Annotated in this window: 30 protein-coding genes; 15 read left to right on the top strand and 15 right to left on the bottom strand. The window is 63.5% G+C overall.

From position 1 onward, the window contains the following. The first annotated feature begins 1 nt into the window (after position 1). From fmt to truA, 3 genes are read left to right on the top strand one after another with little or no spacing between them, the layout of a single operon-like run. Positions 2-955 carry a methionyl-tRNA formyltransferase gene (fmt, locus tag NP945_RS12605; protein WP_256746527.1) on the top strand — a complete coding sequence of 318 codons (954 nt, stop codon included), beginning with the start codon at positions 2-4 and terminating at the stop codon, positions 953-955. After that, positions 952-1,458: a GNAT family N-acetyltransferase gene (locus NP945_RS12600; protein WP_127271002.1), complete on the top strand. Its 507-nt coding sequence runs from the start codon at positions 952-954 to the stop codon at positions 1,456-1,458. Before fmt ends, NP945_RS12600 begins: the two co-directional genes overlap by 4 nt. A gap of 23 nt (positions 1,459-1,481) precedes the next feature. Continuing rightward, entirely contained in the window at positions 1,482-2,252 is a 771-nt protein-coding gene (gene truA, locus NP945_RS12595) for a tRNA pseudouridine(38-40) synthase TruA (protein ID WP_256746526.1), read from the top strand. Here truA and NP945_RS12590 read toward each other — a convergent pair. Continuing rightward, positions 2,219-2,854, bottom strand: a complete 636-nt coding sequence (locus tag NP945_RS12590; RefSeq protein ID WP_256746525.1) for a transporter — start codon at positions 2,852-2,854, stop codon at positions 2,219-2,221. The two genes, truA and NP945_RS12590, sit on opposite strands and share 34 nt — an antisense overlap. Before the next feature lie 5 nt (positions 2,855-2,859). Continuing rightward, on the bottom strand, positions 2,860-4,053 hold the full coding sequence (dapE, locus tag NP945_RS12585) for a succinyl-diaminopimelate desuccinylase (protein ID WP_127273255.1): 1,194 nt from the start codon (positions 4,051-4,053) through the stop codon (positions 2,860-2,862). Positions 4,054-4,179: 126 nt separating this feature from the next. On the opposite strand from dapE, the gene NP945_RS12580 reads away from it, so the two are divergent. Further along, the gene (locus NP945_RS12580; RefSeq protein ID WP_256746524.1) at positions 4,180-5,220 is read left to right on the top strand and encodes a 2-dehydropantoate 2-reductase; all 1,041 of its coding nucleotides are present in this window, start codon (positions 4,180-4,182) and stop codon (positions 5,218-5,220) included. Here NP945_RS12580 and NP945_RS12575 read toward each other — a convergent pair. From NP945_RS12575 to dapD, 4 genes are all read right to left on the bottom strand, one after another. After that, a complete protein-coding gene (locus NP945_RS12575) occupies positions 5,123-5,896 on the bottom strand; it encodes a hypothetical protein (RefSeq protein WP_127318320.1) in 774 nt (257 codons plus the stop codon). The two genes, NP945_RS12580 and NP945_RS12575, sit on opposite strands and share 98 nt — an antisense overlap. A 13-nt stretch (positions 5,897-5,909) precedes the next feature. Continuing rightward, positions 5,910-6,287 carry a DUF805 domain-containing protein gene (locus NP945_RS12570; RefSeq protein WP_023810766.1) on the bottom strand — a complete coding sequence of 126 codons (378 nt, stop codon included), beginning with the start codon at positions 6,285-6,287 and terminating at the stop codon, positions 5,910-5,912. Beyond that, the gene (locus NP945_RS12565; protein WP_127318322.1) at positions 6,280-6,642 is read right to left on the bottom strand and encodes a DUF805 domain-containing protein; all 363 of its coding nucleotides are present in this window, start codon (positions 6,640-6,642) and stop codon (positions 6,280-6,282) included. Before NP945_RS12565 ends, NP945_RS12570 begins: the two co-directional genes overlap by 8 nt. Positions 6,643-6,714: 72 nt before the next feature. Then, complete coding sequence (dapD, locus tag NP945_RS12560; RefSeq protein ID WP_127269742.1) at positions 6,715-7,569, bottom strand: 2,3,4,5-tetrahydropyridine-2,6-dicarboxylate N-succinyltransferase; 855 nt, start codon at positions 7,567-7,569, stop codon at positions 6,715-6,717. 227 nt (positions 7,570-7,796) lie between these two features. Here dapD and NP945_RS12555 point away from each other — a divergent pair, with 227 nt between their 5' ends. Continuing rightward, positions 7,797-8,642: an LOG family protein gene (locus NP945_RS12555; RefSeq protein ID WP_023810769.1), complete on the top strand. Its 846-nt coding sequence runs from the start codon at positions 7,797-7,799 to the stop codon at positions 8,640-8,642. A gap of 101 nt (positions 8,643-8,743) precedes the next feature. Here the strand turns inward: NP945_RS12555 and NP945_RS12550 are convergent, their stop codons facing one another. Further along, complete coding sequence (locus NP945_RS12550; RefSeq protein WP_127808367.1) at positions 8,744-9,460, bottom strand: pyrimidine 5'-nucleotidase; 717 nt, start codon at positions 9,458-9,460, stop codon at positions 8,744-8,746. Positions 9,461-9,620: 160 nt separating this feature from the next. Here NP945_RS12550 and NP945_RS12545 point away from each other — a divergent pair, with 160 nt between their 5' ends. From NP945_RS12545 to NP945_RS12535, 3 genes are all read left to right on the top strand, one after another. After that, on the top strand, positions 9,621-10,382 hold the full coding sequence (locus tag NP945_RS12545; protein ID WP_127269432.1) for a GGDEF domain-containing protein: 762 nt from the start codon (positions 9,621-9,623) through the stop codon (positions 10,380-10,382). Positions 10,383-10,576: 194 nt separating this feature from the next. Further along, positions 10,577-10,753, top strand: a complete 177-nt coding sequence (locus NP945_RS12540; protein WP_256746523.1) for a hypothetical protein — start codon at positions 10,577-10,579, stop codon at positions 10,751-10,753. Then, positions 10,750-12,189: a GMC oxidoreductase gene (locus tag NP945_RS12535; RefSeq protein WP_256746522.1), complete on the top strand. Its 1,440-nt coding sequence runs from the start codon at positions 10,750-10,752 to the stop codon at positions 12,187-12,189. The genes NP945_RS12540 and NP945_RS12535 overlap by 4 nt, the downstream gene beginning before the upstream one ends. A 10-nt stretch (positions 12,190-12,199) precedes the next feature. On the opposite strand, the gene phhA is transcribed toward NP945_RS12535, so the two are convergent. Then, positions 12,200-13,036 carry a phenylalanine 4-monooxygenase gene (phhA, locus tag NP945_RS12530; RefSeq protein ID WP_256746521.1) on the bottom strand — a complete coding sequence of 279 codons (837 nt, stop codon included), beginning with the start codon at positions 13,034-13,036 and terminating at the stop codon, positions 12,200-12,202. Between the two features lie 139 nt (positions 13,037-13,175). Between phhA and NP945_RS12525 the strand changes: the two genes are divergently transcribed. Then, positions 13,176-13,652: an Lrp/AsnC family transcriptional regulator gene (locus tag NP945_RS12525; protein ID WP_256746520.1), complete on the top strand. Its 477-nt coding sequence runs from the start codon at positions 13,176-13,178 to the stop codon at positions 13,650-13,652. Between the two features lie 116 nt (positions 13,653-13,768). Then, positions 13,769-15,328 carry a magnesium-protoporphyrin IX monomethyl ester anaerobic oxidative cyclase gene (gene bchE, locus NP945_RS12520; RefSeq protein ID WP_256746519.1) on the top strand — a complete coding sequence of 520 codons (1,560 nt, stop codon included), beginning with the start codon at positions 13,769-13,771 and terminating at the stop codon, positions 15,326-15,328. 8 nt (positions 15,329-15,336) lie between these two features. Here the strand turns inward: bchE and argB are convergent, their stop codons facing one another. Next, positions 15,337-16,230, bottom strand: coding sequence for an acetylglutamate kinase (argB, locus tag NP945_RS12515; protein WP_013528489.1), 894 nt, complete (start codon positions 16,228-16,230; stop codon positions 15,337-15,339). Positions 16,231-16,389: 159 nt separating this feature from the next. Continuing rightward, positions 16,390-17,889: an amidase gene (locus NP945_RS12510; RefSeq protein WP_256746518.1), complete on the bottom strand. Its 1,500-nt coding sequence runs from the start codon at positions 17,887-17,889 to the stop codon at positions 16,390-16,392. A 151-nt stretch (positions 17,890-18,040) separates the two neighbouring features. Between NP945_RS12510 and NP945_RS12505 the strand changes: the two genes are divergently transcribed. The 4 genes from NP945_RS12505 to msrB all read left to right on the top strand — a co-directional run bounded on the left by NP945_RS12505 (position 18,041) and on the right by msrB (position 20,803). Then, positions 18,041-18,580, top strand: a complete 540-nt coding sequence (locus NP945_RS12505) for a sigma-70 family RNA polymerase sigma factor (protein WP_127267227.1) — start codon at positions 18,041-18,043, stop codon at positions 18,578-18,580. Then, on the top strand, positions 18,577-19,305 hold the full coding sequence (locus NP945_RS12500; RefSeq protein ID WP_256746517.1) for an anti-sigma factor domain-containing protein: 729 nt from the start codon (positions 18,577-18,579) through the stop codon (positions 19,303-19,305). Before NP945_RS12505 ends, NP945_RS12500 begins: the two co-directional genes overlap by 4 nt. A gap of 224 nt (positions 19,306-19,529) precedes the next feature. After that, positions 19,530-20,087, top strand: a complete 558-nt coding sequence (locus NP945_RS12495) for a fasciclin domain-containing protein (protein ID WP_027040113.1) — start codon at positions 19,530-19,532, stop codon at positions 20,085-20,087. Positions 20,088-20,299: 212 nt separating this feature from the next. Continuing rightward, a complete protein-coding gene (gene msrB / locus NP945_RS12490; protein WP_127267220.1) occupies positions 20,300-20,803 on the top strand; it encodes a peptide-methionine (R)-S-oxide reductase MsrB in 504 nt (167 codons plus the stop codon). Between the two features lie 176 nt (positions 20,804-20,979). Here msrB and NP945_RS12485 read toward each other — a convergent pair whose 3' ends face one another. Together NP945_RS12485 and NP945_RS12480 are read right to left on the bottom strand one after the other, a co-directional pair. After that, positions 20,980-22,578, bottom strand: coding sequence for a DHA2 family efflux MFS transporter permease subunit (locus tag NP945_RS12485; protein WP_127808376.1), 1,599 nt, complete (start codon positions 22,576-22,578; stop codon positions 20,980-20,982). A gap of 22 nt (positions 22,579-22,600) precedes the next feature. After that, positions 22,601-23,800 carry an HlyD family secretion protein gene (locus tag NP945_RS12480; protein WP_256746516.1) on the bottom strand — a complete coding sequence of 400 codons (1,200 nt, stop codon included), beginning with the start codon at positions 23,798-23,800 and terminating at the stop codon, positions 22,601-22,603. 132 nt (positions 23,801-23,932) lie between these two features. Here NP945_RS12480 and NP945_RS12475 point away from each other — a divergent pair, with 132 nt between their 5' ends. Beyond that, entirely contained in the window at positions 23,933-24,667 is a 735-nt protein-coding gene (locus NP945_RS12475) for a TetR/AcrR family transcriptional regulator (protein WP_256746515.1), read from the top strand. A 23-nt stretch (positions 24,668-24,690) separates the two neighbouring features. On the opposite strand, the gene yihA is transcribed toward NP945_RS12475, so the two are convergent. The 3 genes from yihA to NP945_RS12460 form a co-directional block, all read right to left on the bottom strand. After that, on the bottom strand, positions 24,691-25,350 hold the full coding sequence (yihA, locus tag NP945_RS12470; RefSeq protein ID WP_024502094.1) for a ribosome biogenesis GTP-binding protein YihA/YsxC: 660 nt from the start codon (positions 25,348-25,350) through the stop codon (positions 24,691-24,693). Beyond that, entirely contained in the window at positions 25,347-25,985 is a 639-nt protein-coding gene (locus tag NP945_RS12465) for a CatB-related O-acetyltransferase (protein WP_256746514.1), read from the bottom strand. Before NP945_RS12465 ends, yihA begins: the two co-directional genes overlap by 4 nt. A gap of 124 nt (positions 25,986-26,109) precedes the next feature. After that, positions 26,110-26,424: a hypothetical protein gene (locus NP945_RS12460; protein WP_256746513.1), complete on the bottom strand. Its 315-nt coding sequence runs from the start codon at positions 26,422-26,424 to the stop codon at positions 26,110-26,112. Positions 26,425-26,434: the final 10 nt, after the last annotated feature.

Below are 26,434 nucleotides of genomic sequence, written 5' to 3'. Positions count from 1 at the left end.
CATGCCCCTTCGCGTCATCTTCATGGGTACGCCGGAGTTTTCGGTGCCGACTTTGCGCGCGATCGCCGAGGCTGGCCATGAGATATCAGCCGTCTATACCCAGCCGCCGCGCGCCGCAGGACGGCGCGGGCTGGAACTGACGCCATCGCCGGTGCAGCGCGAGGCGGAGCGGCTGGGCATTGAAGTCCGGGCGCCGGTTTCGCTCAAGGGCGAGGCCGAGCAGGCCGCTTTCCGTGCCTTGCAGGCCGACGTCGCCGTGGTCGTCGCCTATGGCTTGCTGCTGCCGAAGGCGGTTCTCGAGGCGACCCGGCTCGGCTGCATCAACGGCCATGCCTCGCTTCTGCCGCGCTGGCGCGGTGCCGCGCCGATCCAGCGCGCCATCATGGCCGGCGACCTGGAAAGCGGCATGATGGTGATGCGCATGGAAGAGGGGCTGGACACCGGCCCGGTCGGGCTGGTTGAAAAATGCGCCATCGAACCCGATATGACAGCCGGCGATCTGCATGATCAATTGATGAGTGTCGGTGCTGCCTTGATGGTGGAAGCGCTGGCGCGACTGGAAAGGAATACCCTGACATTCACCACACAAGCTGTGGATGGGGTGACCTACGCCAAGAAAATCGATAAATCCGAGACTCGCGTGGACTGGACTCGCTCAGCAAGTGAGGTCCACAATCATATTCGCGGCCTGTCACCCTTTCCCGGCGCGTGGTCGGAGATAGGAATTGGCGGCCGCCAGGAGCGGCTGAAACTGCTTCGCTCGACGCTGTCGCAAGGCCTGTCGCTTTGGGAAGAGTTGGGCGAGTCGGGAGGAATTCTCGATGACCGGCTGACGGTCGCCTGCGGGGCAGGCGCGATCAGGCTGGTCGAAGTTCAACGCGCGGGCGGAAAGCCCGCTGCCGCGTCGGAGTTCCTGCGCGGGGCCAAGATCGAAAAAGGACTGAAATTCTCATGAGCATGATGTCGATACGCGCGGCAACGCCGCGGGATCGCGAGGCCATCCGCCTCGTCGAGGAACACGCTTTCGGCCAGCAGGCGGAGGCCGGTCTGGTCGACGCGCTGGTGACCGGCGGCGACGCTGTTGCCGAACTGGTGGCGGAAGAGGACGGCCAGGTGGTCGGTCACATCCTGTTTTCGCGGCTGTTCGTCCAGAATGGCGGCAAGACTTTCGCGGCCGTGGCGCTGGCACCGCTGGCGGTGGAGCCCTCGTTCCATGGCAGCGGCATCGGCGGCGCGCTGATCCGCGAGGCGCATATCCGCCTCAGGGATGCCGGCGAAACGCTGGCTGTGGTGCTCGGCGACCCCATCTATTACGGGCGTTTCGGATATAGCCACACGCGTGCCGAGAACTTCGAGAGCGAATACCAGGGCGAAGCGCTGCAGGCGCTGGCCTGGGGCGACGCGCCTGAGGCCGGCACACTGGTCTACGCCTCCGCCTTCACCGCTCTCGCCGCGTAGGCGAGAGCGTATAGCCGCCCGGCATGCCGCGTTTTCGCCTCGACATCGAATATGATGGCAGTCTGTTTGCCGGCTGGCAGCACCAGGCGGATCAGCCTTCGGTGCAACAGGCGATCGAGCGGGCGATCGAAAAATTCTGCGGCGAAGCGATCCGGCTGCGCGCCGCCGGCCGCACCGATGCCGGCGTCCATGCGACCGCGCAGGTGGCGCATGCCGACCTCGCCAAGGCGTGGCCGGGCGACAAGGTGCGCGATGCAGTCAACGCCCATCTGCAGGCGGCCGGGGCGCGCATCGCCATCCTGAAAGCGACGGTCGTCTCCGACAGCTTCGACGCCCGCTTCTCGGCCATCGGCCGCCACTATCTCTACCGCATCCTGAACCGCCGTGCCCCGGCCGCGCTCGACAAGGGCAAGGTCTGGTGGGTGCCGAAGCGGCTCGACGCCGGCGCCATGCACGAAGCGGCGAAAGTCCTGCTCGGACGGCATGATTTCACCACCTTCCGCTCGACCCAGTGCCAGGCCAACAGCCCGATCAGGACGCTGGAACGGCTCGATGTGAGCCGACAGGGCGACATGATCGAGGTCAGGGCTTCGGCGCGCTCATTCCTCCACAATCAGGTACGTTCGATGGTCGGCTCGCTCAAGCGCGTCGGCGACGGCGGCTGGACCGCGGCCGACCTGAAAACGGCGCTCGAGGCGCACGACCGCGCCGCCTGCGGCCAGGTGGCGCCACCCGACGGGCTGTTTCTCACCGATGTCGATTATCCAGTCGAGACGAGCCCGGACAGGCTCTGAACTCCGGCATCGTCCGGCACGGTGATGCCGAGCAGCGTCTGCAGGCCGAACAGCACCAGCAGCGAGGCGATGAACATGCTGACGAAAACGGCGGTGCCGACCGATGCGCCCCTGCCGATCGTGGCGTTGGTCATGCGCCAGGTCAGCACCATCGACAGGGCAAACAGGAACAGCGACACAAGGCTCGCAGCCTGGCTTGCGGACGACAGGAAAAGCCGGATTAGCGCCGAGGGCAGCATCAGCCAGGCGGTGATGGCCGAAGCCCAGTTGCTGGCGACAACGTAGTGGACGAAGCGGCCGCCTATGCCGGCGCGCGGCGCGATCAGGGCGAGCGCAATCAGCGGCAGCACCCAGGAGCCGATGTCGACCGTCGCCAGGCGCACCAGCATGCTGAAGCGGCCCGCGAAGGCGTCGGGATCGCCGATTTCGTTGGCGATGCCGACCCAGCCGACGATCAGCGCCGGTGCTGCAACGACAATGGCGAAGAAGGAATTCCAGAAGCCGTCGGCCGACAGGTCGAGCAGGCGCAGACCGTCGGCCTTGCCGAGCATCAATCGCCAGGCGCCCGTCAGCGAAGCTTGGGTTTCGTCCGCTGAAAGCATGCTGTTCAGCCCTGTCCGAACCAGTCTTCTATGAAGCGCTGGTAGATTTGCGTCAGCGTTTCCAAATCGGCAATGGCGACGCGCTCGTCGACCATATGCATTGTCTTGCCGACCAGCCCGAACTCGACCACCGGACAATAGTCCTTGATGAAACGCGCGTCGGACGTTCCACCGGAGGTCGACAGCGTCGGCTCCTTGCCGACCGCCGACTTGATCGAGCCGCGCAGCGTTTCGATAAGCCTGTCGTCGCGGGTCAGGAAGACATGGCTCGGCCGGTCGCGCCAGACGAGCTCGTAGTCGACCGGCGTCTTCTTGCCCTGCCGGTACTTCCTGCGCCTGGCCGCCTGGTCGAGCCGGTTGTGGATCTCGGCCTGCAGGGTCTCGTCCGTCCAGGTGTCGTTGAAGCGGATGTTGAAGGTCGCGGTCGCTTTGGCCGCAATGACATTGGTGGCGGGGTTGCCGACATCGATGGAGGTGATCTCCAGATTGGTCGGCTGGAAATCCCTGGTCCCCTTGTCGAAAACCGGATGCAGCAAGGCGTCGACCAGGCTCATCAGCCCGCGCACCGGATTGTCGGCAAGCAGGGGATAGGCGACATGGCCCTGGCGGCCATTGACGGTGACCGCGCCGGACATCGAGCCGCGGCGGCCGATCTTGATCATGTCGCCGAGAGCGTCCGGATTGGTCGGCTCGCCGACGACAGAGGCATCCCATTTCTCGCCCCGCGAAGCCGCCCATTCGAGCAGCTTCACCGTGCCGTTGATGGCCGGGCCTTCCTCGTCGCCGGTGATCAGCAGCGAGACCGACCCTTTCGGACCGCCATTGGCCTCGACATGGCGCGCCACGGCGGCGATGAAACAGGCAATGCCGCCCTTCATGTCGACGGCGCCGCGGCCATACATCTCGCCATTGGCGATCTCGGCGGCGAAAGGCGGATGCGTCCAGGCGGCTTCGTCGCCGACAGGCACCACGTCAGTGTGTCCGGCGAACATCAGATGCGGGCCATTGCCGGAGCGCCTTGCATATAGGTTTTCGATATCGGGCGTGCCGTCTTCGGAAAACACCGGCCGATCGACCAGGAAGCCGAGCGGTTTGAGCATCGTCTCCAGCGCGGTCAGCGCGCCGCCCTCAGCGGGCGTCACCGAAGCGCAACGGATAAGGGCGGCGAGGTTTTCGGCGGGATCGGTCGGCAGCGTCATGGCAAAAGCGATAGTCGAAAGCGCAGGGCCTGTCACGGCCAGACATAGGGGCCAGCGTCATGGCTGGCGATGCCGCCAATATTATGGTTTTCATGTCGTATAGCTCCGACCCGGCGCGGCGACAGGATGGCAGACAAGGACAGAAGGATCGTCATAGCCGGTGCCGGCAGCATCGGCTGCTATGCCGGCGGCTGCCTGGCGCTGGCCAACCGAGAGGTCATTCTGCTGGCTCGGCCGCGCATCGAGGCAGCGCTACGGCAGGGTGGATTGCGGGTCAGCGACCTCCAGGGCCGCGATCGCTCGATCAAGCCCGAGGCGCTTGTCGTCACCGTCGATCCGGCCGCCGCTTTGCCGCTGGCGGACGTGATCCTGGTCACGGTCAAGAGCGGCGCCACCCAGGATATGGCGGATCTTATCAAAGCCCATGCCCGGCCCGACGCCGTGGTGATCAGCCTGCAGAACGGCGTCGACAATGCCGACAGGCTGCGCGCTGAACTTGCCGGACGTACGGTGCTGGCCGGCATGGTGCCGTTCAATGTGGTGCAGTCGCCGGACGGCGAACTGCCGCTGCGCGTTCACCGCGCCAGCGACGGCACGGTAATGGTCGAGGATGGCGCCGCCGGCCTGGTCGGCCTGCTTGGCGTCGAAGGGTTTGCGGTCGAAGCCCATGGCGACATGAAAGCCGTGCTGTGGGGCAAGCTGCTGATGAATTTGAACAACGCGCTGGTGGCGCTTTCCGGCCTGCCGCTGGCGACCGAACTGGCCGATCGGCGCTGGCGGCTGATCCTGGCCAGCCAGATCGACGAGGCCCTGAGAGCGATGAGAGCGTCCGGCATCGAGCCGGCGCGGATCGCCGGCCTGCGGCCGGCGTTGCTGCCCAAGGTGCTCAGGCTGCCGGACTGGCTGTTCAAGCTGCTGGCGCGGCGCTTGCTGGCGATCGACCTGCAGGCGCGCTCTTCGATGTGGGACGATCTCCAGCGCGGCCGGCCGACGGAAATCGACGACCTGCAAGGCGCTGTCTTGCAGCTGGCGGGGAAGGCCGGCACGCCCGTGCCGACGGTTCAGCGGGTCACCGCTTTGGTGCGCGCGGCGGAAGCGGAGCGGCTTGGCTCGCCGGGCCTGGCGCCGGAGCGGGTTGTTGCACCGGCCGGCCGTCGATCAACGTGATCTTCTGCCAGATTTTCCGCGACAGGTTGGATGCCAGGTTCTCGATGTCGTTGACGCCGTCGATGACCACGTCGTCATTGACCGACTGTGCGAACAATGCGGCGATCTTGCCCGTGATCGACAGCATTTCGGAGCAATAGTCGAGGTAACGCGCCAGGTCGGCGGCATTGGTGATGCGGGCCGGCGAGTGCGCCGTCGGCTTGAAATCGGCCGAAAGGGCTGCCGGATCCTTGGTCAGCTGGTGCATGTCGATGACATGGATCAGCGAACGCAGGCCGTGCAGCTGGCGAAACACCCTTTTGCGCTTGATGCGCTCCTCGGTGCGGATCAGAGCAAGCAAGCCCAACACTGCGAGTATGACGGTGTTGATCGAAGCCTCTATGCCTTGCACCGACTGCAGGGCATCGTGGGTTCCCGAAATGCGGTCGATCGGCAAGATGGTACCGACGAACAGGAACACCAGCACACCCGTGACGAAGGCGGCGACGATGAGCCCGCGCAGCCACCAGATCGGTGCTTCGAGCACCTTGGCCGCCTTGGCCAGATCGCGCGACAGCGAGACCAGTTCGGCGGCGACGCCACGCAGTCCCGCTTCGGGGAAACGGTCGGCGATCCGCTCTTCCAGCCGCTCGGCGGTTTCGACGATCAGTTTCGGATCAAGCGTGCGGTAGCGCATGTCCGATCGGCCCTCAGGATTGTTCCGGCTCGTTGGTGCGCCGGCCATAGCGGTTGGGTCCAGGCTGCCCTGGAAACAGGCACAACACAAGGAAGGCGACGATCGAGACCACCGGCACGAACAGGATCAGCGCGGCAATGCCCGGCTTGTCCAAATCGTGCAGCCGCTTCACCGCCAGCGCGATGTTCGACCACAGCGAGGCGATGAAGGCGACGAAGAAGATGAACGACCACATGTTGCTCTCGGCCGAGCCTTCCGGCACCAGCGTGAAGCGGTAGAGCGGGAAGGCCTGGATGATGGCGACGAGCAACCCGCCAAGAAAATAGGCCGCGCGACTGACGCGGCCCGAGGTTTTGAAGAAAAGCCAGGTGAGATCTGATCTGTCAGGCAAGCGGGTCCGGTCCATATTGATTGGCGCCTCTGGCGCCTTCGAGAATGCCGCATTCCACCAGAAACCAGATCGGGCCGATGAGCGGCACCAGCATGATCAGGCTCCACCAGCCCGACTTGCCGCGATCATGCCAGCGCTTGGCGTAGACTGCGAGCGCGAAATAGATCGAGGCCAGAGCGATGAGAATGCCGATGATGCCGATCTGGGCGCCACTGGCGGTGGTCAGACGTGTACCGAGGATCGCATCGAGAATGAAGGCAACGATGCCAATGACGATGAAAACGCCAATCGCGGCCCAGAACTTGCCACGGTTGATGCGACCATCAAAACTTGTGAGCAGATACTTCCAGTCCATGTCACCCCTCCATCTTGAACCAGCGCGACCGATTGTCGCGCCGGCGGAAGGTGCGCTCGCTTTGCGCAAAGATCAATCGCGCAGCAATTCGTTGATCGAGGTTTTGGAGCGGGTCTTAGCGTCGACACGCTTGACGATGACGGCGCAGTAGAGGTTGGGACCCGGCTCGCCGTTCGGAAAGGGCTTGCCCGGCATCGTTCCGGCGACGACGACGGAATTCGGCGGCACTTCGCCATAGAAGATCTCGCCGGTGGCGCGGTCGACGATCTTGGTCGACTGGCCGATGAAGACGCCCATGCCGAGCACCGAGCCTTCGCGCACGATGCAGCCCTCGACCACTTCCGAACGCGCGCCGATAAAACAATTGTCCTCGATGATGGTCGGGCCGGCCTGCATCGGCTCCAGCACGCCGCCGATGCCGACGCCGCCGGACAGATGCACGTTCTTACCGATCTGGGCGCAGGAGCCGACCGAGGCCCAGGTGTCGACCATGGTGCCGCTGTCGACATACGCGCCGACATTGACGAAGGACGGCATCAGCACGGCGCCCGGTGCGACATAGGCCGAACGGCGCACGACCGACGACGGCACGGCTCGGAAGCCCGCCTTTTCGAAATCGACGGCACTCCAGCCGTCGAACTTCGACGGCACCTTGTCCCACCACACCGCCTCGCCGGGTCCCCCCTTGATGATCTCCATCGGGTTGAGCCGGAACGACAACAGCACGGCCTTCTTCAGCCACTGGTTGACATGCCACTTGCCGTCGGCCTGCCGCTCGGCGACGCGGACGGCGCCGCGGTCGAGCAGATCGAGCGCCGACTGGATGGCGTCGCGCGTTTCGCCGCGCGTTGCCGTCGAAATCGCGTCGCGTTCCTCGAAGGCCTTCTCGATGGTCTTTTCGAGGCTCGCCAGATCGGGCTTCGACATGAATTCGCTCCATTACCAAGCTGTTAAGGGGCAACGCCTTAACCTGTTTTGAAAGTCGCGCAGACCCCTTGGCAGGCTTTGCCTGCCTGGATCTTCGCATGTAGCAGGTTCTTGTCACAAAACCGCGGGACACTTTTGCGGAACCTGCTTATGTGAAGCCTTGGTGAGGGTCAATCGCGGCTGCGTCATGGGGCGGCGCAAGTGAAGAATTTGGACGGGTAGAGCATATGACACCTATGGAAAAGGCGGGCTGGACGCCACTGCCGCATTCGGACGAGGATCTGGAGCGGTCGAAGAGTGTGCCGGATACGCCGCAGACGCGTGCCGAAACCTACCGGCTCGCCTGGAACGATCCCGACTTCATGACGCGGCGCGAGTTGCGCGCGGTCCGGCTGCAGCTTGAACTCCTGAAACCGGAAATGATCCTGGCCGAACGCGGCATCCGTTCGACGGTGATCCTGTTCGGCGGCGCGCGCCTGCCGGAACCCGGCGGCGAGGCCTGGGCGGCCAAGAACGAGACGCAGAAGAAGAACCTCGAGGAAAACAGCAAATACTATGAGGAGGCGCGGAAATTCGCCCGCCTCTGCTCGCAGCAGTCGGCTACCTCCTATTACCGCGAATATGTCGTGGTGACCGGTGGCGGGCCCGGCGTGATGGAAGCGGGAAACCGCGGCGCCGACGATGTCGGCGCGCCGTCGATCGGCCTCAACATCGTCCTGCCGCACGAGCAGGCGCCGAACATCTATGTGACGCCGGAGCTCTGCTTCAACTTCCATTATTTTGCTATCCGCAAGATGCATTTCGTCATGCGCGCCAAGGCGGTCGCGGTGTTTCCGGGCGGCTTCGGCACGATGGATGAATTCTTCGAGACGCTGACCCTGATCCAGACAGGGCGCATGGAGCGCGTGCCGGTGATCCTGTTCGGCAAATCCTTCTGGAAGCGGGCGATCAATCTCGATTTTCTCGCCGAGCAGGGCACGATCAGCCCCGGCGATCAGGACATCATCGACTTCGTCGACACCGCCGACGAAGCCTGGGGGATCATCAGCCGGTTCTACAAGTTAGGGGAGTAGGGAAATGGGGAATTGAAGAGCTGACGAATTGAAGAATTGGGGAACTCGGGAACTCGGGAACTGGGAGAATCCGTAGAGACCGTCCTTCATTCTTCAATTCTTCAATTCCCCTCTTCCTCCCCCTCCACAATCGCCGTCAGAAACCCCGCCAGATCGTCGGTGACGAAATCGACATCATCCTCATTGGCTGGGTCGCGCTCCCAGATCTCGGAAAAGGTCGGCTCGAAATTGCGCGGCACGATAAGCACCGTGGTCATGCCGAGCGACTTCGGCACCGACAGGTTGCGGGCAAGGTCTTCGAACATCACCGCATTGTGGCCGGTGACGGCGTGGAGTTCGGCGAACTTCTCGTAGGTCTGGCGCGCCGGCTTGGGATTGAGCCCGGCGGCGACGATGTCGAAGATGTCGTCGAAATGGTCGAGGATGCCGAGTTGGCGCGCGGTGCGCTCGGCGTGCCTGCGGTCGCCATTGGTGAAGATGAACTTGCGGCCCGGAAGCTGGCGGATGGCGGTGCCGAGAACGGGGTCTGGCACCAGCCATGAATAGTCGATGTCGTGGACCTTCTCGAGGAAATCATCGGGGTCGATGCCATGACGTGTCATCAGGCCGTTCAGCGTCGTGCCATATTCGCGGTAGAGTTCCTTCTGCAACTTGCGCGCATCGTCGCGCGGCAATGCCAGCAGCTCGCCGACATAGGCGGTCATCTTGACGTCGATCTGCGAGAACAGATTCGAATGATGCGGATAGAGCGTGTTGTCGAGATCGAAAACCCAGTCGGTGACATGGGCGAAGCGGGCGGGGTCAGGGAGCGTGGTCATGGGCTCCTTATGGCATGAAACGCGCATTCCGGAAGCGACTTTATCCACAACTTCTGCTCGTTGAGGTTGCGTAAATCGCCTCACGATTCAAATTTTAGGCATCTGGGAAAGGTGGCCTTCAGGGCTTGCTGGCAGAGAGGCAGTCTTGTGGGAGCAAGCGATGAACAGCATAATTCTGAGATCCGCCGCCGTTGCTTTCGCCTCAGTCGCGGCCTCTCTCCTGCTGACCCTGATCATCGTTCCGGCCATGGGATTTCCGGTCAACCGCACGATCTGGCTGACCTCCACCCTCTGTCCGCTGGTGCTGGCGTGGGCTGCCAGCGCAAGCACTTTCTGGCAAAGCGACAGGCTGAAAAACGCGCATCGCGATCTCGCCCGAGCCCATGCCCAGCTCGCCGCCGCGCATCGCCGCCTGGCGGAAAAGGCGAGCCGCGACGACATGACCGGCATGCTCAACCGGGAAAGCTTCTTTGCCGCGCTCGACGGTTCGCGCCGCAAGTCCGATCGCGGCGCGCTGCTGATCATCGACGCCGACCACTTCAAGACCATCAACGACAATTTTGGCCACCTGACAGGTGATGACGCGCTGCTTTTGATCGCCAGCGCGATCCAGCGCGGCGTGCGCAGCGGCGATGTGCTCGGCCGCATCGGCGGCGAGGAGTTCGGCGCCTTCCTGATCGGCGCCACCGAGCAGGAGGCCAAGCGCGTCGCCGAACGAATTCGCCGCGAAGTGGAGCTGATCCGCTTCCGGCCCGTCGACGAGCGGACCATCCCGCTCACGGTCAGCATCGGCGGCACCGTCTGCGGCGAGGAAGCCAGTGTGTCGGAGCTGATGCGCGCCGCCGACCGGCGCCTTTACCAGGCCAAGCACCAGGGCCGTAACCTGACGATCATCGACACCGGCATTTCCGAGGCGGCGTGATCCGATCTGCCGCAACCGGCCTGTTAAGAAAATTCTAACCCTGTTTGCACTCGGTTGTACCGCTTAGCCGGGTTTTCACTGCTTTGCGGCCAGACTTGGCACGATACTGGCTTCCACGGTGATGCATGTGTCGTTCCGGGAATTGCCGTTCTGGGAACGCCATGCAGTGCCGAAGCCCAGCCGAGAGACGAGCCATGAGTTTCATCATCAAGAAAATGTCACGCCGCGCGCTCGTGCAGGCGTTGATCGCATTGCCTGCCCTGTCTTTGTTCCGCAAGCTGCCTGATGCCGATGTCGCCGGTCCAAAGCCCGACCCGAACGAGATCGTCGAGGTCAATGGCTGGATTCTGAGGCGGGGCGACCTGGCATGATCTTCGACAGCTACGAGGCGTATCGCGCCGCGAACTTCACCCCAAAAGTGTGCATCCTAGGCTCCGGTCCGGCCGGCACGACCATTGCCCGCAAGCTTGGCGCGGCCGGCATTCCGGTGGTGGTGATGGAGGCCGGTCCGCGCGAATTCAGCGACGAGTCGCAGGACTTTTACCGTGGCAGCACGGTCGGCGATTTCTATTTCGATCTCGACATAACCCGGCTGCGGTTGATGGGCGGCAGTTCCAACCACTGGGCCGGCTGGTGCCGCGTGCTCGACAAGCAGGATTTCGAGCCGAAGGCCTGGGTACCCGATACGGGCTGGCCGATCCGCCGCACCGACATCGAACCCTATCTGCCGGAAGTGCGCGACATTCTCGACCTTCCGGCCCTCCGGCCCGATATGCCGATCTCGGACGACATTCGCTGGGTGCAGCTGATCAAGAGCCCGGCCGTGCGCTTCGCCGAGAAGTTCGGCGATGAACTCGACAAGGCCAAGAACATCGCGGTGGTGCTCAACACTTGTGCCACCGAACTTTCCGGCGACGGCAAACGTGTGACGGGCGCCAGACTGTGGTCGAACGGGCAGGATGCCGGCTCCTTCAGTGCCGACTATTTCATCGTCTGCACCGGCGGGCTGGAGAATTCGCGGCTGCTTCTGTGGTCGAACCAGCGTTCGAACGGCGGCGTCGTGCCGAATGCGACGGCGCTTGGCCGCTACTGGATGGAGCATCCGACCTTCGAGGGCGGCAACGCGATCCTGGCCGACTACAACGCGTTCGAGGTCGACGCCGTCAATGAGGCCTTCTTCTCGCCGACCCTTGCCGCCATGGAGCGGCTGCAGATCATGAATTTCGGCATCCGGCTGATCGAGACGCCGTATCCCGGCGTCAAGAGCCTTATCGCCGACCTCGCCTGCACGGCACCCGACATGGCCGAGTGGATGTCCTCCAAGCTCAGTCAGAGACTGCGCTGCGCCGCCCAGCTCTACGTCGCCTGGGAACAGGCGCCGCTGGCCTCCAACCAGATCGAGTTGTCGAAGACCGATGTCGACCATGCCGGCGTGCCACGCATCGAATTGCACTGGAAGAAATCGGAAATGGAGCGCCGCACCCTGCTCGAAGGGCTCAGACTGTTCGGCATGACGCTGATCGAGAAGAATCTCGGCCGCGTGCGTATTGCCGACTGGATCAGCAATGGTCAGGATTATCCGACCAACGACGAGACGGCGGGCCATCATCACATGGGCGGCACGCGCATGGGCACCGACGTCAGCAAGAGCGTGGTCGACGCCAACTGCAAGGTGCACGGCATGGACAATCTCTATGTCGGCGGCTCCTCGGTGTTCTGCACGTCGGGCCAATGCAACCCGACGACGACGATCACCGCGCTGGCCTGCCGGCTGGGCGACCATCTGAGCAAGGTGGTCACCGCCTGACGGTTCTGCACTATAACGTCGCCGGGTCGAGCGCCGGCTGGTCCTTGCGTCGGGCGACGATCGCCGCGAAATCGGCGGTCTGGAAGGCATCGCGCAAGGCGTCGAAGGACGGCAGCACGAAATAGGCGCGCTGGAACTTGTCGATCTCGTGGCCGGTGCGCATCACCGTTTCGAGGTCGAAGGGCACGTGGTGGGCGTCATTGCCTTCGACCGCGAACTGCAGCTCGGTAAACGACGACATCAGGCCGGCGCCAAAGGCCTTTAGCGGCTGGCCGGCCTCCTGCATCAGGCCGTATTCGGCCGTGTACCAATAAAGCCGGGAAATCATCTCGTCGCCGCCCAGCGCGATGATGTCGCCGGCCTTCTCGCCATACATCTGCATGAAGTCGGCGAACACCGGTTGCGACAGCGCCGGCACGTGGCCGAAGAAATCATGGAACATGTCGGGCTCGACAATGTAGTCGAGCTCCTGCCTGGTCCGCAGCCAGTTGGTGACCGGGAAGCGGCGATCGGCGAGATGATCGAAAAACGGGGCCGCGGGAATGAGACCGGGCACCGCGACGATCTCCCAGCCGGTCAATTTGCGCAGCTTGGCGCTGACCTCGTCGAAATCGGGAATACGGTCGAGCAGGCCAAGTTTTTCGACGCCGTCGAGATAGGAATGGTGGGCGAGCCTGCGCGTCAATTTGGTCTGGCGGTCGCACAGCGTGCGCCACACCGCCTGCTCTTCTTCGCTGTAATCGTAACCCTGGGACACGGTGAAATCGGCGCGGCAGACCGAATAGTCACCGCGCAATCCTTGCGCCGCGCAGTCGCGGGCATATTCGGCAACGCTCATCGTCGTCATGGTTTTCCTCCTCGCAAATCATGAATGGCTGACGTGCCGAAAGGCTAACCGGATTTGCCGAGGCAAATCGGTTTTGATGATGGCTCGAACGGAATATTTGGGATAATATCCACTCACAAAACCCTCTATCGGAGTGAAAATGCCTCAATTCGACGATTTCGAGATCAAGATGCTCGATATCCTGCAGCGCGACGGGCGCAAGCCGGTTTCCGAACTGGCGCAAGAGATCGGCCTGTCGACGACGCCGTGCGCGCGGCGCTTCGAGGCGCTGCAGGCGGCCGGCATCATCAAGGGATTTGCCGCGGTGATCAGCCGCCGCGCGGTCGGCCTGATGGTCGAGGTGTTCATCCAGGTGCGCCTGGTCAGCCACAGCGACGGCTCGCCCGAAAGCTTCATCGCCGCCGTGCAGCGCATGGACGAGGTGTCCTCGTGCTGGACGATGACTGGCGACCATGACTTTCTGCTGCATGTCATGGTGCCGTCGGTCGACGAACTCAACGCCTTCGTTATGCACCGGCTGATGCGGCTCGACGGCGTGCGCGACGTCCACACGCAGTTGGTGCTGCAGAACATCAAGGGGCCGGGCCATGTGCCGCTCGGGCATCTCAGGCGATGACAATGCCTCCCTTCGCACTCCTTGGGGAAAAGCTGCACGCAAACTGCTGAAACGGGCCAAGCGCGCGTCGATATCGCCGGCCAGCTTGCGCGGACCAACTGCCCAAGAGGTCCGCCATGAAAACCGTCCTGATCAATCCGCCGCACACCGCCATCGGCAGCCGCGTGCCCGACGATCATTTGCCGCCGCTCGGCCTGCTGGCGATCGGCGGGCCGCTGATCGATGCCGGCCATCAGGTGCGCCTCGTCGACGCCGAGTTCGGGCCTATGCCGCTCGATGACGTCGTACGCAACGCACTGGAGGACCACCCCGACTTCGTCCTGATCGGCCATTCCGGCTCGACCTCGGCGCACCCGACCGCCTTGCTGATCGCACGCATGATCAAGCAGCGGGAGCCAGCTACCATCATCATCTATGGCGGCGTTTTCCCGACCTATCATTGGCGCGACATCCTGGCCGCCACCGATGCCTTCGACTTCATCGTGCGCGGCGAGGGAGAAGCGACCGTCGTGGCGCTGGTCGAGGCGCTGGAAATGCGCCAGCCGCCGGCGAGCGTGGCCGGCATTGCCTATCGCGACGATCTCAGCCGTCCCGTCGCCACACAGGCGGCCATGACCATTGCCGACCTCGACGCCTACCGCGTCGGCTGGGAGCTGATCGACCATACCAGTTACAGCTACTGGGGCGGCAAGCGCGCCGTGGTCATGCAGTTTTCGCGCGGCTGCCCGCATCTGTGCAACTATTGCGGCCAGCGCGGCTTCTGGACCCGCTGGCGGCATCGCGATCCGGTGAAATTCGCCAGGGAGATCGCCTGGCTGCATCGCCAACATGGCGTCGAGCTCATCAATCTCGCCGACGAGAATCCGACGGTCTCGAAGAAAGCCTGGCGGGCCTTCCTCGACGCCCTTATCGCCGAGAACGTGCCGGTGCTGATCGTGGGTTCGACCCGCGCCGACGACATAGTGCGCGATGCCGACACCCTGCATCTCTACCGCAAGGCCGGCGTCATCCGCTGGCTGCTCGGCATGGAAAACACCGACGAGCAGACGCTTCAATTGATCCGCAAGGGCGGCAGCACATCATCCGACCGCGAGGCGATAAGGCTGCTGCGCCTCAACGGCATCCTGTCGATGGCGACCTGGGTGGCCGGCTTCGAGGACGAAGGGTTCCGCGATCTGTGGCGCGGCTTTCGCCAGCTCATCGCCTATGACCCCGACCAGATCCAGGCGCTCTATGTGACGCCGCATCGCTGGACGCCGTTCTTCCGCATCGCGCGGGATCGCAAGGTGATCCAGCAGGATGCGCGCTTGTGGGATTACAAGCACCAGGTGCTGCAGATGACGCGGCTGAAACCCTGGATGCTGTTCTTCAGCGTCAAGCTGATCGAGCTGGCGGTGCAATCACGGCCGAAGGCGCTGGCCCGCATCCTGTTACACAAGGATCCCGAGCAGCGGCATTCGATGCGCTGGTACACACAGATGGGCCGCCGCGTCTGGTTCCGCGAGGTCTGGGGTTTTCTGGTCCGCGACGTCAGGGTGAAAGACGGCCCGACGCTGGCCGAATTCTGGGGCGCGCCGCAGGACGCCGAGGAGGAATCGATGTCCGTTCGACGCCCCGCCAGAACGCCCGCCATTCCCATCATCGGCAATATTGAGGCGAAAAAGTTAGCCGGCTGACGAGCCCATCAAGGCACGATCAGCGTGCCGGCACCGTGCTCGGTGAACAGTTCCAACAGCACCGCATGCGGCGTCTTGCCGTTGAGGATGACGACGCCTTCGACACCGCGTTCGATCGCTTCGATGCAGGTCTCGACCTTGGGGATCATGCCGCCCGAGACCGTGCCGTCCTTGATCAGCGCCTTGGCCTCGGCCACGGTCAGTTCGTCGATCAGCTTCTTGTTCTTGTCGAGCACACCAGGCACGTCGGTGAGGAACAGCAGGCGCGTCGCCTGGCAGGCGCCGGCAATGGCGCCGGCGAAGGTGTCGGCATTGATGTTGTAGGTGTGGCCGTCGCGGCCTGGCGCCACCGGCGCCAGCACCGGGATCATCTCGGAGCGTGCCAGAAGATCGAGCAAGGTGCGGTCGACCTCGACCGGCTCGCCGACGAAGCCGAGATCGAGCACGCGCTCGATGTTGGAGTCCGGATCGATCATGGTCTTGCGAGCCTTTTCGGCGAAAACCATGTTGCCGTCCTTGCCGCAGAGACCGATCGCCCATTCGCCCTCGGCGTTGATCAGCGCGACGATCTCCTTGTTGATCGAACCGGCCAGCACCATTTCGACGATCTCGACCGTCTTCTGGTCGGTGACGCGCAGGCCGCCCTCGAACTTCGATTCGATGCCCATCTTGGCCAGCATGGCGCCGATCTGCGGGCCGCCGCCATGGACGACGATCGGGTTGACGCCGGACTGCTTGAGCAGCGCGATGTCGCGCGCGAAGGCCTTGCCGAGTTCGATATCGCCCATGGCATGGCCGCCATATTTCACCACGACCGTCTTGTGTTCGTAGCGCTGCATGTAGGGCAGCGCCCGCGACAACAGGGCTGCCTGCATTTCGGCGGTGGCGGTTATTTCCGTCATCGGTTTGGTTCCCGGCTTTTTATTTTAAGCACGTCGTTGTCCCAAAACCCCTGGACACTTTTGGGCGACATGCATCAGGTAAGGACGGCGGCGTCTTAGCGGGAATTGGCGCCGCCCGCAAATGGCTTTGCTGTCATATTCAAGCGCTTCACGACCTCGTCATCGTGTCGGCGCCATCAGCGGCGCCCTGCGGTCCAGCCAACCCGAGATCTTCTCCATCTGCGCGGCGAGCGACAAAAGCGTCTCTTCGTCGCCCGGACGGCCGGCCGCCTGGACGCCGAGCGGCAGGCCGGCGTCAGTGACATGGACCGGCAGCGCGATCGACGGCTGGCCGCTGACATTCTGGATCGCCGGCCAATGGGTGAACCAGAGGCTCTTGTCCATCAATTGGCCGAAGAACGGCTTCAGCTTCAGCAAGGGTGTCAGGTGAAGCTTGTCGAGCAGGTTCTCGATGAGCTCGTCGGCGCCTTTGGGATCCATGGCGCCGCAGGCGAGCGGCGGGTGGGCAATGACCGGCATCAGCACGGCGTCGTACTGCACGGTCTCCGAAATCAGCTGCCGCGAGGCGGCATGCAGCCGCTGCAGGTCGGCATAGGTCTCGCCGGCCGACACCATTTCGCCGAAGCGGGCGAGCACCCGCGTCGCCCGCTCGATGTCACCGGTAACGGAACGGCCGACGCGCAGCGCTTCGGCCCGCATCGTGCCGGCGACGGCGGAGGCAACCGTCCTGCAGAAATCGGCGAAGAAATCGCGGCCGATAAAGGGCAGGTCGATCTCCTCGACCGTGTGGCCGCCCTCGCGGGCAAGCGCCACCGCCTTGTCGAGCGCCTTGAGCGTCTCGTCCGAGATCGGCAGGCCAAGCGGGGATTTGCGGTACACGGCCAGGCTGAGCTTGCCGGGGTCGCGCGCCGCGGCGGCCGCGAACGTGCCTTTCGGCGGCGGCGCGGCATAGGGCGACAGAGGATCGGACCCATGGGTGAGGTCGAGCAGCAGCGCGCAATCACGCACCGAACGGGTGAGCGCATGGTCGACGACCATGCCGTACCAGCTTTCGCTCACCAGCGGCGTCAGCGGTGTGCGGCCGCGCGACGTCTTCAGGCCGACAAGCCCGGTGCAGGCGGCAGGCACGCGGATCGAGCCGCCGCCATCGGAGGCATGTGCCACCGGCACTACGCCGGCTGCGACCAGTGCAGCCGCACCACCCGACGAGCCGCCGCTGGTGTGACCGGTGTTCCACGGATTGCGGGTGATGCCGAAGGCCCTGGATTCGGTCATCAATCGAAGCCCGTGCTCCGGCGATGTCGAGGTGACGATCGGGATAAGCCCGGCAGCGAGATAGCGGTCGGTCAGCACCGAATTGACATCGGCCAGCCATGCCGGAATGCGGCTGCCGCCATGCGTCGGCACGCCCTTGATGGCGATGCCTAGATCCTTGATGGCGAAGGGAACACCGGCCAGCGGCAGCGAGGGGTCGACGGTCTTGGCGCGGGCCCGCGCGGCATCGTAGAGCGGCTCGGCCGTGGCATTGATGTCGGGACGGGTGGCCTCGGCGCGGGCGATCGCGGCGTCGGTCAGCTCGACGGCCGAAACCTCGCCCTTGCGGACCAGATCGGCGAGGCCCGCGGCATCTTCCTCCCAAAGGATCCGTTCGACCGACATGCGCGCTCCCCCATCACTGAGGGCAAGCTAGCCAGTGGCGATTCCATTGGCAATCGGTCGACGGACCCGGCTGGCGACACACAAAAGCTTAGGCGTGCACAAGGTTATTTCCGCCGTTGCAAATACATTGCAATCGCCTAACTTGCCGCAGATGACGCCGCAGGACATCACCAAGCTGATCGTCCGGACTTCGATGAAGGATCGGGCCGCGTTCGATCTGCTTTACCGGCAGACCAGCGCGAAACTTTTTGGCGTCTGTCTTCGTGTATTGAACGACCGGGGAGATGCGGAAGAAGCGCTACAGGAAGTCTTCGTCAAGATATGGACGAAGGCGGATCGTTTTGCCGTCTCCGATCTAAGCCCGATCTCCTGGCTGGTGGCAATTGCGCGTAATCATGCGATCGATCGCATACGAGCGCGGCGCAGGCCTGCCGCCGACATCGATGCCGCGCTCGACGTGGCCGATCCGGCGCCGGGGCCTGAAGCGATGGCGGTGGCGGGCGACGAATCCGAACGTATCCACCATTGTCTCGATGAGTTGGAGAAGGACCGGGCAGCCGCCGTCCGGGGCGCCTATCTCAAGGGCGAGAGCTATGCCGAACTGGCGGAGCGCCATGGCGTGCCGCTGAACACGATGCGTACATGGCTGCGCCGCAGCCTGTTGAAACTCAGAGAATGTCTGGAAAGATGACGCTGGCAGAAGACACAGGACCGGAACGTGGAGGCGACGACCTGCTCGCCGCCGAATACGTTCTCGGCGTGCTCGATGCCGACGAACGCCAGATCGTCGCCCGCCGCATCGATGCGGATACGGTTTTTGCTCGTCTTGTCGAGGGATGGGAGGTCAGTCTCTCGCCGCTGGCCGCCGCCTACCCGAAAATCGAGCCGCCGGTTTCGGTGAAGACCGCGGTCGACCGCCGGCTGTTCGCGAACGCTGCCGCCGTGACCACGCCCGCCGAATCGCGCGGCGGCCTGTGGTCCAGCCTCGCTTTCTGGCGCGGCCTTGCCGCGGCTGCGGTTGCGGCACTGGCGATTTACATCCTCGTGCCCACTCTCAACCCACCGGTCGAGCAGCCGCAAGCGCGCCTCGTCGCTTCGCTGGCCGCCGAAGGCAGCGACGTCAGATACCTCGCCGTCTATGATGCCGCGCATCACGAAGTCGGCCTGTCGCATGTCTCCGGTGAGCGTGCTTCCGGCAAGGACTTCGAGCTGTGGATGATCGAGGGCAAGAACCCGCCGGTCTCGATGGGCATCATTCCGACCGGTGCTACGGCGCACATCGTCGTCTCGCCGGCGGCCCAGCAGAAGCTTGCCCAGGGCGCGGTGCTTGCCGTCAGCCTTGAGCCGTCAGGCGGTTCGCCGACCGGACAGCCGACCGGACCGGTGGTCGCCGCCGGCGACCTGAAGAGCATCTGACCGGCTCTTGGCGTCGCCAGACTCAAAATAGAGTACCTGAAGTGTATCTCCCACCTTCCACGCCCGTAGACAGCATGGTAGCCGGCAAGCCGTTGCGTGGCATAATCTTTTCGGCATCCCAGGCAAAATAAAAAATAAGAATATTTCTGAAACTCCCGCACTTCTGTTCCGTATCTCCTCGCGTCCCCAAAAATGGGAAGAGAAAACCCGAGGAGTTTGACATCATGCGTAGATACGCCACCCTTTTGCTCGCCGGTACGATCGCCGTTTCGGCCCTTGCCACCGCTGCCTATGCCGAAAACCCGATGGTTGGCGGCGCCGCGATGTATGCTAACAAAAACATCGTCGAGAACGCCGTGAACTCGAAGGACCACACCACGCTGGTCGCCGCCGTGAAGGCCGCCGGCCTTGTCGAAACGCTGCAGGGCGCCGGTCCGTTCACCGTGTTCGCTCCGACCAACGAAGCCTTCGCGGCTCTTCCGGCCGGGACGGTCGAGACGCTGCTCAAGCCTGAAAACAAGGACAAGCTCACCAAGATCCTGACCTGCCATGTCATCGGCGCCAAGGCGATGGGGGCGGATGTCGCCGCGATGGCCAAGGCTGACGGCGGCGCCCACAAGGTCAAGACGGTCGGCGGCTGCGAGCTGTCGCTCAAGGCCGACGGCGGCAAGGTCACCGTCACCGACGAGAACGGCAATGTCGCCAATGTGACGATCGCCGATGTCGAACAGTCCAATGGCGTCATCCACGTCATCGACAAGGTTCTTTTGCCCAAGATGTAACAAGGGGATTGCTGCCGGCGAACTGGCAGCAAGGGCCCTCCGTCGATTGCACGATCCCGCTCCCGTGATCCGCAATTGACCCGCGCACTCCGCGCCGCCCATATTCGGATGTGGGAGGGCGCGGAGTGTTCGTTCGAGGGGGCTACCGTCACCGGCTTTTGATTTCCGCGCGGCGGTATAGTTTGGCAAAAGGACATCAGGAGGAACCGGTCATGAACCGTCGCGACTTTCTTTTGAGCGGTGCCGCCGCCATCGGCGTCGTCGGGGCCGCAGCAACGATGCTGCGCATGGGCGATCCGCAGGCAGCACAGGCCGCCGAGAAATTCGAAGTCACCAAGACCGACGCCGAGTGGAAAGCCATCCTGTCGCCTGCCGCCTTCGACGTGCTGCGCAAGGAAGGCACGGAGTATCCCGGCACCAGCCCGCTGCTCAACGAACACCGTAAAGGCATCTTCGCCTGTGCCGGCTGCGACCTGCCGGTCTATTCGTCGGAGACGAAATTCGATTCCGGCACCGGGTGGCCGAGCTTCTGGCAAGAGATCCCCAAGGCTATCGGCACGACCGTGGACCGCTCGCTCGGCATGACGCGCACCGAGGCGCATTGCCGCCGCTGCGGCGGCCATCTCGGCCACGTCTTCGACGACGGTCCGGCGCCGACCGGCCTGCGCCACTGCATCAACGGCGTCGCGCTGACCTTCAAGCCCGCCACAGCCTGACAAATTCCAACTGGATATGAAAAACTCCGGGCTTGCGGCCCGGAGTTTTTTGCGCGGTCAGAGCTTTTTCGGGCGTGGACTGGAGGAGCTTCCCGAAACAGCTGCCCACGTATCTCTGTCTTGTCGCAATTCCTGACGGAAAACCGCCTTACACTTTTCCTGGAATTGCTCCGGTATCAGTGGCCGCCGCCACCACCTCCACCCGCCGCCGCGGCCGGCTTGCGGATCAACATGGTGAACAGGCCAAGCGTCGCAAACAGCACCGTCAGCATGAAGAACACATCCATGAAGGACAGCAGCGCCGCCTGCTGCTGGACCATGCCCGACAGCTTGGAGATGGCGGCACTTGTCGCGTCCAGGCCGGGGGTTTGCTCGAAATTGAGCGTCATGTTCTGCAGCTTGGTCTGCGCGGCTTCACTGCCCCATTGCACATGCTCGGAGAGCCTTGCGTAGTGGAAGGCATTGCGGTCGATCAGCACGGTGTTGATCAGTGCGAGGCCAACCGCACCGCCAAGGTTGCGGGTGAGGTTGAACAGGCCGGACGCATTCTTCAGCCGCTCGGGCGGCAAGGTGCCGAGCGCGATGTTGTTGATCGGCACCATGCACAGCATCATCGAGCAGCCGCGCAGGATCTGCGGGATGAGCAGCTCGTAGAAATCCCAGTCGGCGGTCAGATGCGTCATCCACCAGGTGCCGGTGGCGAAGCCGAAGAAGCCGATCATCATCATCAGCCGAGGGTCCATCTTGTTCGACAGGATGCCCGAGATCGGCGCGGTGAAGAACATGGCCAGGCCGCTGACGAACAGCGCCTCGCCGATCATCATCGAATCGTAGCCACGGATGCGCCCGAGATACACCGGGTAGAGATAGGTCAGGCCGTAAAGGCCGATGCCGATGACGAAGGAAAACAGCGAGCCGAAGGCGAAGTTGATGTTGGTGAAGGCCTTCAGGTCGACGATCGGCTCCTCGGCGGTGAACACCCGCCAGAAGAACAGCACCGCGCCGATGGTCATGACAATGGCGCAGATGAAGACGCCTTGGTCCTGCAGCCAGTCATTGTTGGGGCCTTCCTCGAGCACATATTCCATGCAGCCCAGGAAAGCCGCCATGCCGGCGAGGCCCCACCAGTCGAACTTGCTGAACAGCTTGAGGTTGGGCTTGTCGAAGTCGATCAGCGTCCAGGCCGCCGCTGTCACCAGGATGCCGGGCACGACATTGACCAGGAACAGCCAGTGCCAGGACATGGCATGGCTGATATAGCCGCCGACAGTCGGGCCGATGGTCGGCGCCAACGTCGCCACCAGGCCGATCATCGGCGAGACGAAGGCGCGGCGCGAGGGCGGGAAGATGGTGAAGGCAGCGGCGAAGACGCTCGGTATCATGCCGCCGCCGATGAAGCCCTGGACGGCGCGGTAGACAATCATCTGGTCGATGTTGGTGGCAGTCGCCGCCAGCGCACTGGCCGCGGTGAAGCCCGCCGCCGAGATCGTGAACAGCACCCGCGTCGACAGCATCCGGCTGAGGAAGCCCGACAGCGGGATCATCACCACTTCGGCGATCAGATAGGCGGTCTGCACCCACGGGATTTCGTCGGAGCTGGCGCTCAGGCCGGCCTGGATTTCCGACAGCGAGGCGGAGACGATCTGGATATCGAGGATGGCCATGAACATGCCGAACACCATCGCCAGGAAGGCGATGACGCGCCGCGTCGAAATGGTGTCAGGCACAGCCGGCCTCGCCGGCGGTGCTCCTGCTGTCAGGGTTGCGGTTGCCATGGCATTGCTCCCCGGCAGCCGCTCAGTTCGACGCTGCCGCTGATGCCGACCCGGATGGGGCGGTACGGCTGTCGACGTCGACGATGACGCTCAGGCCGGCGCGCAGTTTGCCGCTCTTCAGGACATCTGCCGGCACATCGATACGGACCGGAACGCGCTGCACGACCTTGGTGAAGTTGCCGGTGGCGTTTTCGGGCGGCAGCAGCGAGAACACGGCACCCGAAGCCGGCGCCAGCGACGAGACGGTTCCCTCGAAGTCCTGGCCGTCGGTCGCATCGACCGAGATCTTCACCTTCTCTCCGGGCACCAGCCGGGCAAGCTGCGTCTCCTTGAAGTTGGCGACGATGTAGAGCTTGTCCATCGGCACGATGACGGCGAGCTTCTGGCCGGGGCTGACAAGGTCGCCCTGTTCGACCGAGCGGTTGCCGACGATGCCGTCATAAGGCGCCTTGAGCACGGTGAAGGAAAGATCGCGCAGCGCCTTGTCATGGCTGAGCTGCAGGGACGCCAGCGTGCTCGCCGATTCCGCGCGTTGCGCCTGCAGCACGCCGATATTGGCCTGCGCGGCGGCGATCGTCGCGTCGGCGCCGACAAGGGCGGCATCGGCCTGCTGGACCGCCGTCTGGGCGTCGTCCAGCTGCGCCTGCGTGCCGACATGGGTCTTGAGCAGTTGCGAGGCGCGCGCCGCGACCTTGGCCGCATTGTCGGCCGCGGCCTGATCGGCGACCTTCTGCGCCTGCGCCTGCTGCAGCGAGGCGCGGGCCGCGTCGGTCTGGGCGTCGATACGGTCGAGCGTCTTGCTCAAAGTGGCGATCTGCGCCTCGGCCTGGGCGACGGCAATCTTGTAATCGCCGTCATCGACGACGAGCAGCGGATCGCCGGCCTTGACCAGCTGGTTCTCGCTGACCTTGATCTGATCGACATAGCCGGAAATCTTGGGCGATATGAACGCCATGTCCGCCTGGACATAGGCATCGTCCGTCGAGATCATGAAGCGGCCCGTGGTCCAGTAATCGTAACCATACCAGGCGCCGGCGCCCAGCAAGGCGACGCCGATGACCGGCAGCAGGAAGGAACGCACCGAACGCTTCTTCTTGGCCGGAGCCTCTGCCGGTGGCGACGAGACCGGCTGGACAGGCACTTCCGGAGCTTCCGTCGCCGGCGCAACCTTGGCGTTGGGAAAGGGACGGACTTCGGCAGTGGTCGGCGCGTTCGAGGACATGACATCTCTCTAAAGTTATAATATAATACTGAACCGTTCGGTTCGATCCGGCCGTTGACATAGCGCGTAAACAGGACCATATCAAGGGCAATCGAACCGCTTGGTTCGAATTATTTTCGAGGTGTGACTTTCATGGCCGAGACCCCGCCCAATGTCGAAAGCGAGTCGTGCGACGACCTGTTGGAAAGCTTGCGTCGTGGCCGCCCGGCCGCGGGCCAGGATCCGGTCAAGCGCAGCCAGATCATCGACGGCGCCCGTCGTGTCTTCATCGACAAGGGCTTCGAAGCCGCCTCGATGAACGACATCACCCGCGAGGCCGGTGTCTCCAAGGGTACGATCTACGTCTATTTCGCCAACAAGGAAGAGCTGTTCGAAGCGCTGATCGAGGAAGAGCGCGGCACCATCTTCAAGAACATGTATGACGTGCTGGACAATGCCGACAACCTGCGCGAGACGCTGGTGAAGTTCGGCAAGGTGCTGGCCCTCAAGATCACGTCGGCCAAGGTGATCCAGGCGCAGCGCACGGTGATCGGTGCATCCGACCGGATACCCGACATGGGCGCGCGGTTTTACGAGCGCGGTCCCAAGCGTGGCCACGACAAGGTCGCGGCCTTTCTCAATGCCGCCATCGAGCGCGACCTGCTGCGCATCGACGATGTCGATCTTGCCGCCTATCAGTTCACCGAACTGTGCCTGGCCGGTCTGTTCCGCCAGTGCATCTTCGCCTACCGCACCAAAGCCCCGAGCCAGGACGAGATCGACCGCATCGTCAGGTCAGGCGTCAGCATGTTCCTCAAGGCATACGGCACCGAAAGGCTTGTGGCGGAAGAAGGCCACCAGACGATTGCTATCGAGGCCAAGCCGTAGGCCATGCTCTAAGCTGTGGATGCTTAGCCGCCATTGGCGGCAAGCACGATGGCCGCCTGCAATTCCTGGAGGCCCTCGGCCTTTTCAGAAGAGGTGGCCAGCACGAACGGGAACGCCGCCGGCCGCTTCTTGATCTTTGCCAGCGTCTCCTCGATCAGCCTCGGCACGCCGGCAGTCTTGATCTTGTCGGTCTTGGTCAGCACGATCTGGTAGGACACCGCCGCCTTGTCGAGCAGCGACAGCACTTCGTCGTCCTTGGCCTTGATGCCGTGGCGGGCGTCGATCAGCACATAGACGCGCTTCAGCGTGACGCGGCCCTTGAGATAGTCGAAGACCAGCTTGGTCCACTCGTCGACCTTCTCCTTCGGCGCGGTGGCATAGCCATAGCCGGGCATGTCGACCAGCGCCAAGGGCGGCAGGTCGGCGCCCTCACCCGAAAATCCGTCCGGCACGAAATAGTTGAGCTCCTGCGTGCGCCCCGGCGTGTTGGAGGTGCGCGCCAGCCCCTTCTGGTTGACCAGCGCGTTGATCAGCGACGACTTGCCGACATTCGAGCGGCCGGCAAAGGCGATTTCCGGCGGCCCTTCAGGCGGCAGGAATTTCATGGCCGGCACGCCGCGGATGAAGATCCACCCTCGCGTAAACAGTTCGGTGCCGATTATGCTGCTGTTCAGAGCGTTCAAGCTGCTGCCTCCAGAAGAGAAATATCGGCGCCCCGGATAGCATCGAGGTTGCGACTGACCTTGTCCACCGGCCAGTCCCACCACGCCACCGCCAGCAGCCGCCTGATTGTCCGGTCGTCGAAACGCATCTTCACCACCTTGGCCGCATTGCCGGCGACGATCGCATAGGGCGGCACGTCGTGCGTCACCACCGATTTCGCGGCGATGATGGCGCCGTGGCCGATTTCCACCCCGGGCAAGATCACCGCCTCCATGCCGATCCAGACGTCGCTGCCGACAATGGTGTCGCCGCGCACTTCCTTCGACCACGTCGCCAGGTCAAAACCCTTTTCCCAGCCATGGCCAAAGATATTGAACGGATAGGTCGAAAAGCCGGACATGGCGTGGTTGGCGCCGTTCATGATGAAGCGCGCGCCCTCGGCGATGGCGCAGAACCGACCGATGATCAGCTTGTCGCCGATGAACGGATAGTGGTGCAGCACGCATTTCTCGGCGAATTTATCCGGCCCGTCGGGGTCGTCATAATAGGTGAAGTCGCCGATCTCGATGTTCGGCGCATTCACCAGTCCCTTGAGGAAGCCGACGCGGGTATGCATCGGGATCGGGTGCTTGATGTCTGGGTTGGGTCCGTCCATGTCGAAATCCGTCAGAGAAATGGCAGCCAGGCACATCCGAAACTCGAATGCGCCCGTTCAAAATAGCGTGATCCGCCCTATAGCACCAATCGGGCGACGAGCGAGCTTTCCTTGACGGCCTTGCTCATTTGCCGCCGCGGCAGATCACGATCGGATCGGACAGCGCGCTGTCGAAACCGCTGCCCTGATAGACGGTTACGTTCGCCGCGCCGGGCGGCAGCATGAAGCTGCCTTCGACGATTTTCTGATCACCGGCCGGCATGTGGAGAGCCCAGCTATAGGTGCAAAACTGAGGCGGCGCCCGGGGTTCGACGTGGCTGCAGTTCAATTGCGCGCCACCCAGCATCGCGGCGCCGCCGCAGCTGACGGCGTCCTTTGCGAGCGCAAGGCCAGGCCATCCCGCGATGGCCGCCACGGTCACGATCTTCAGCCAATTCATCGTCCTATCC

It is taken from the genome of Mesorhizobium sp. LMG17149, from assembly GCF_024518695.1.
Lineage (GTDB): Bacteria > Pseudomonadota > Alphaproteobacteria > Rhizobiales > Rhizobiaceae > Mesorhizobium.
Note: the sequence above shows the minus strand (reverse complement) of the source record. Positions and strands in the feature narration are given on the sequence as shown.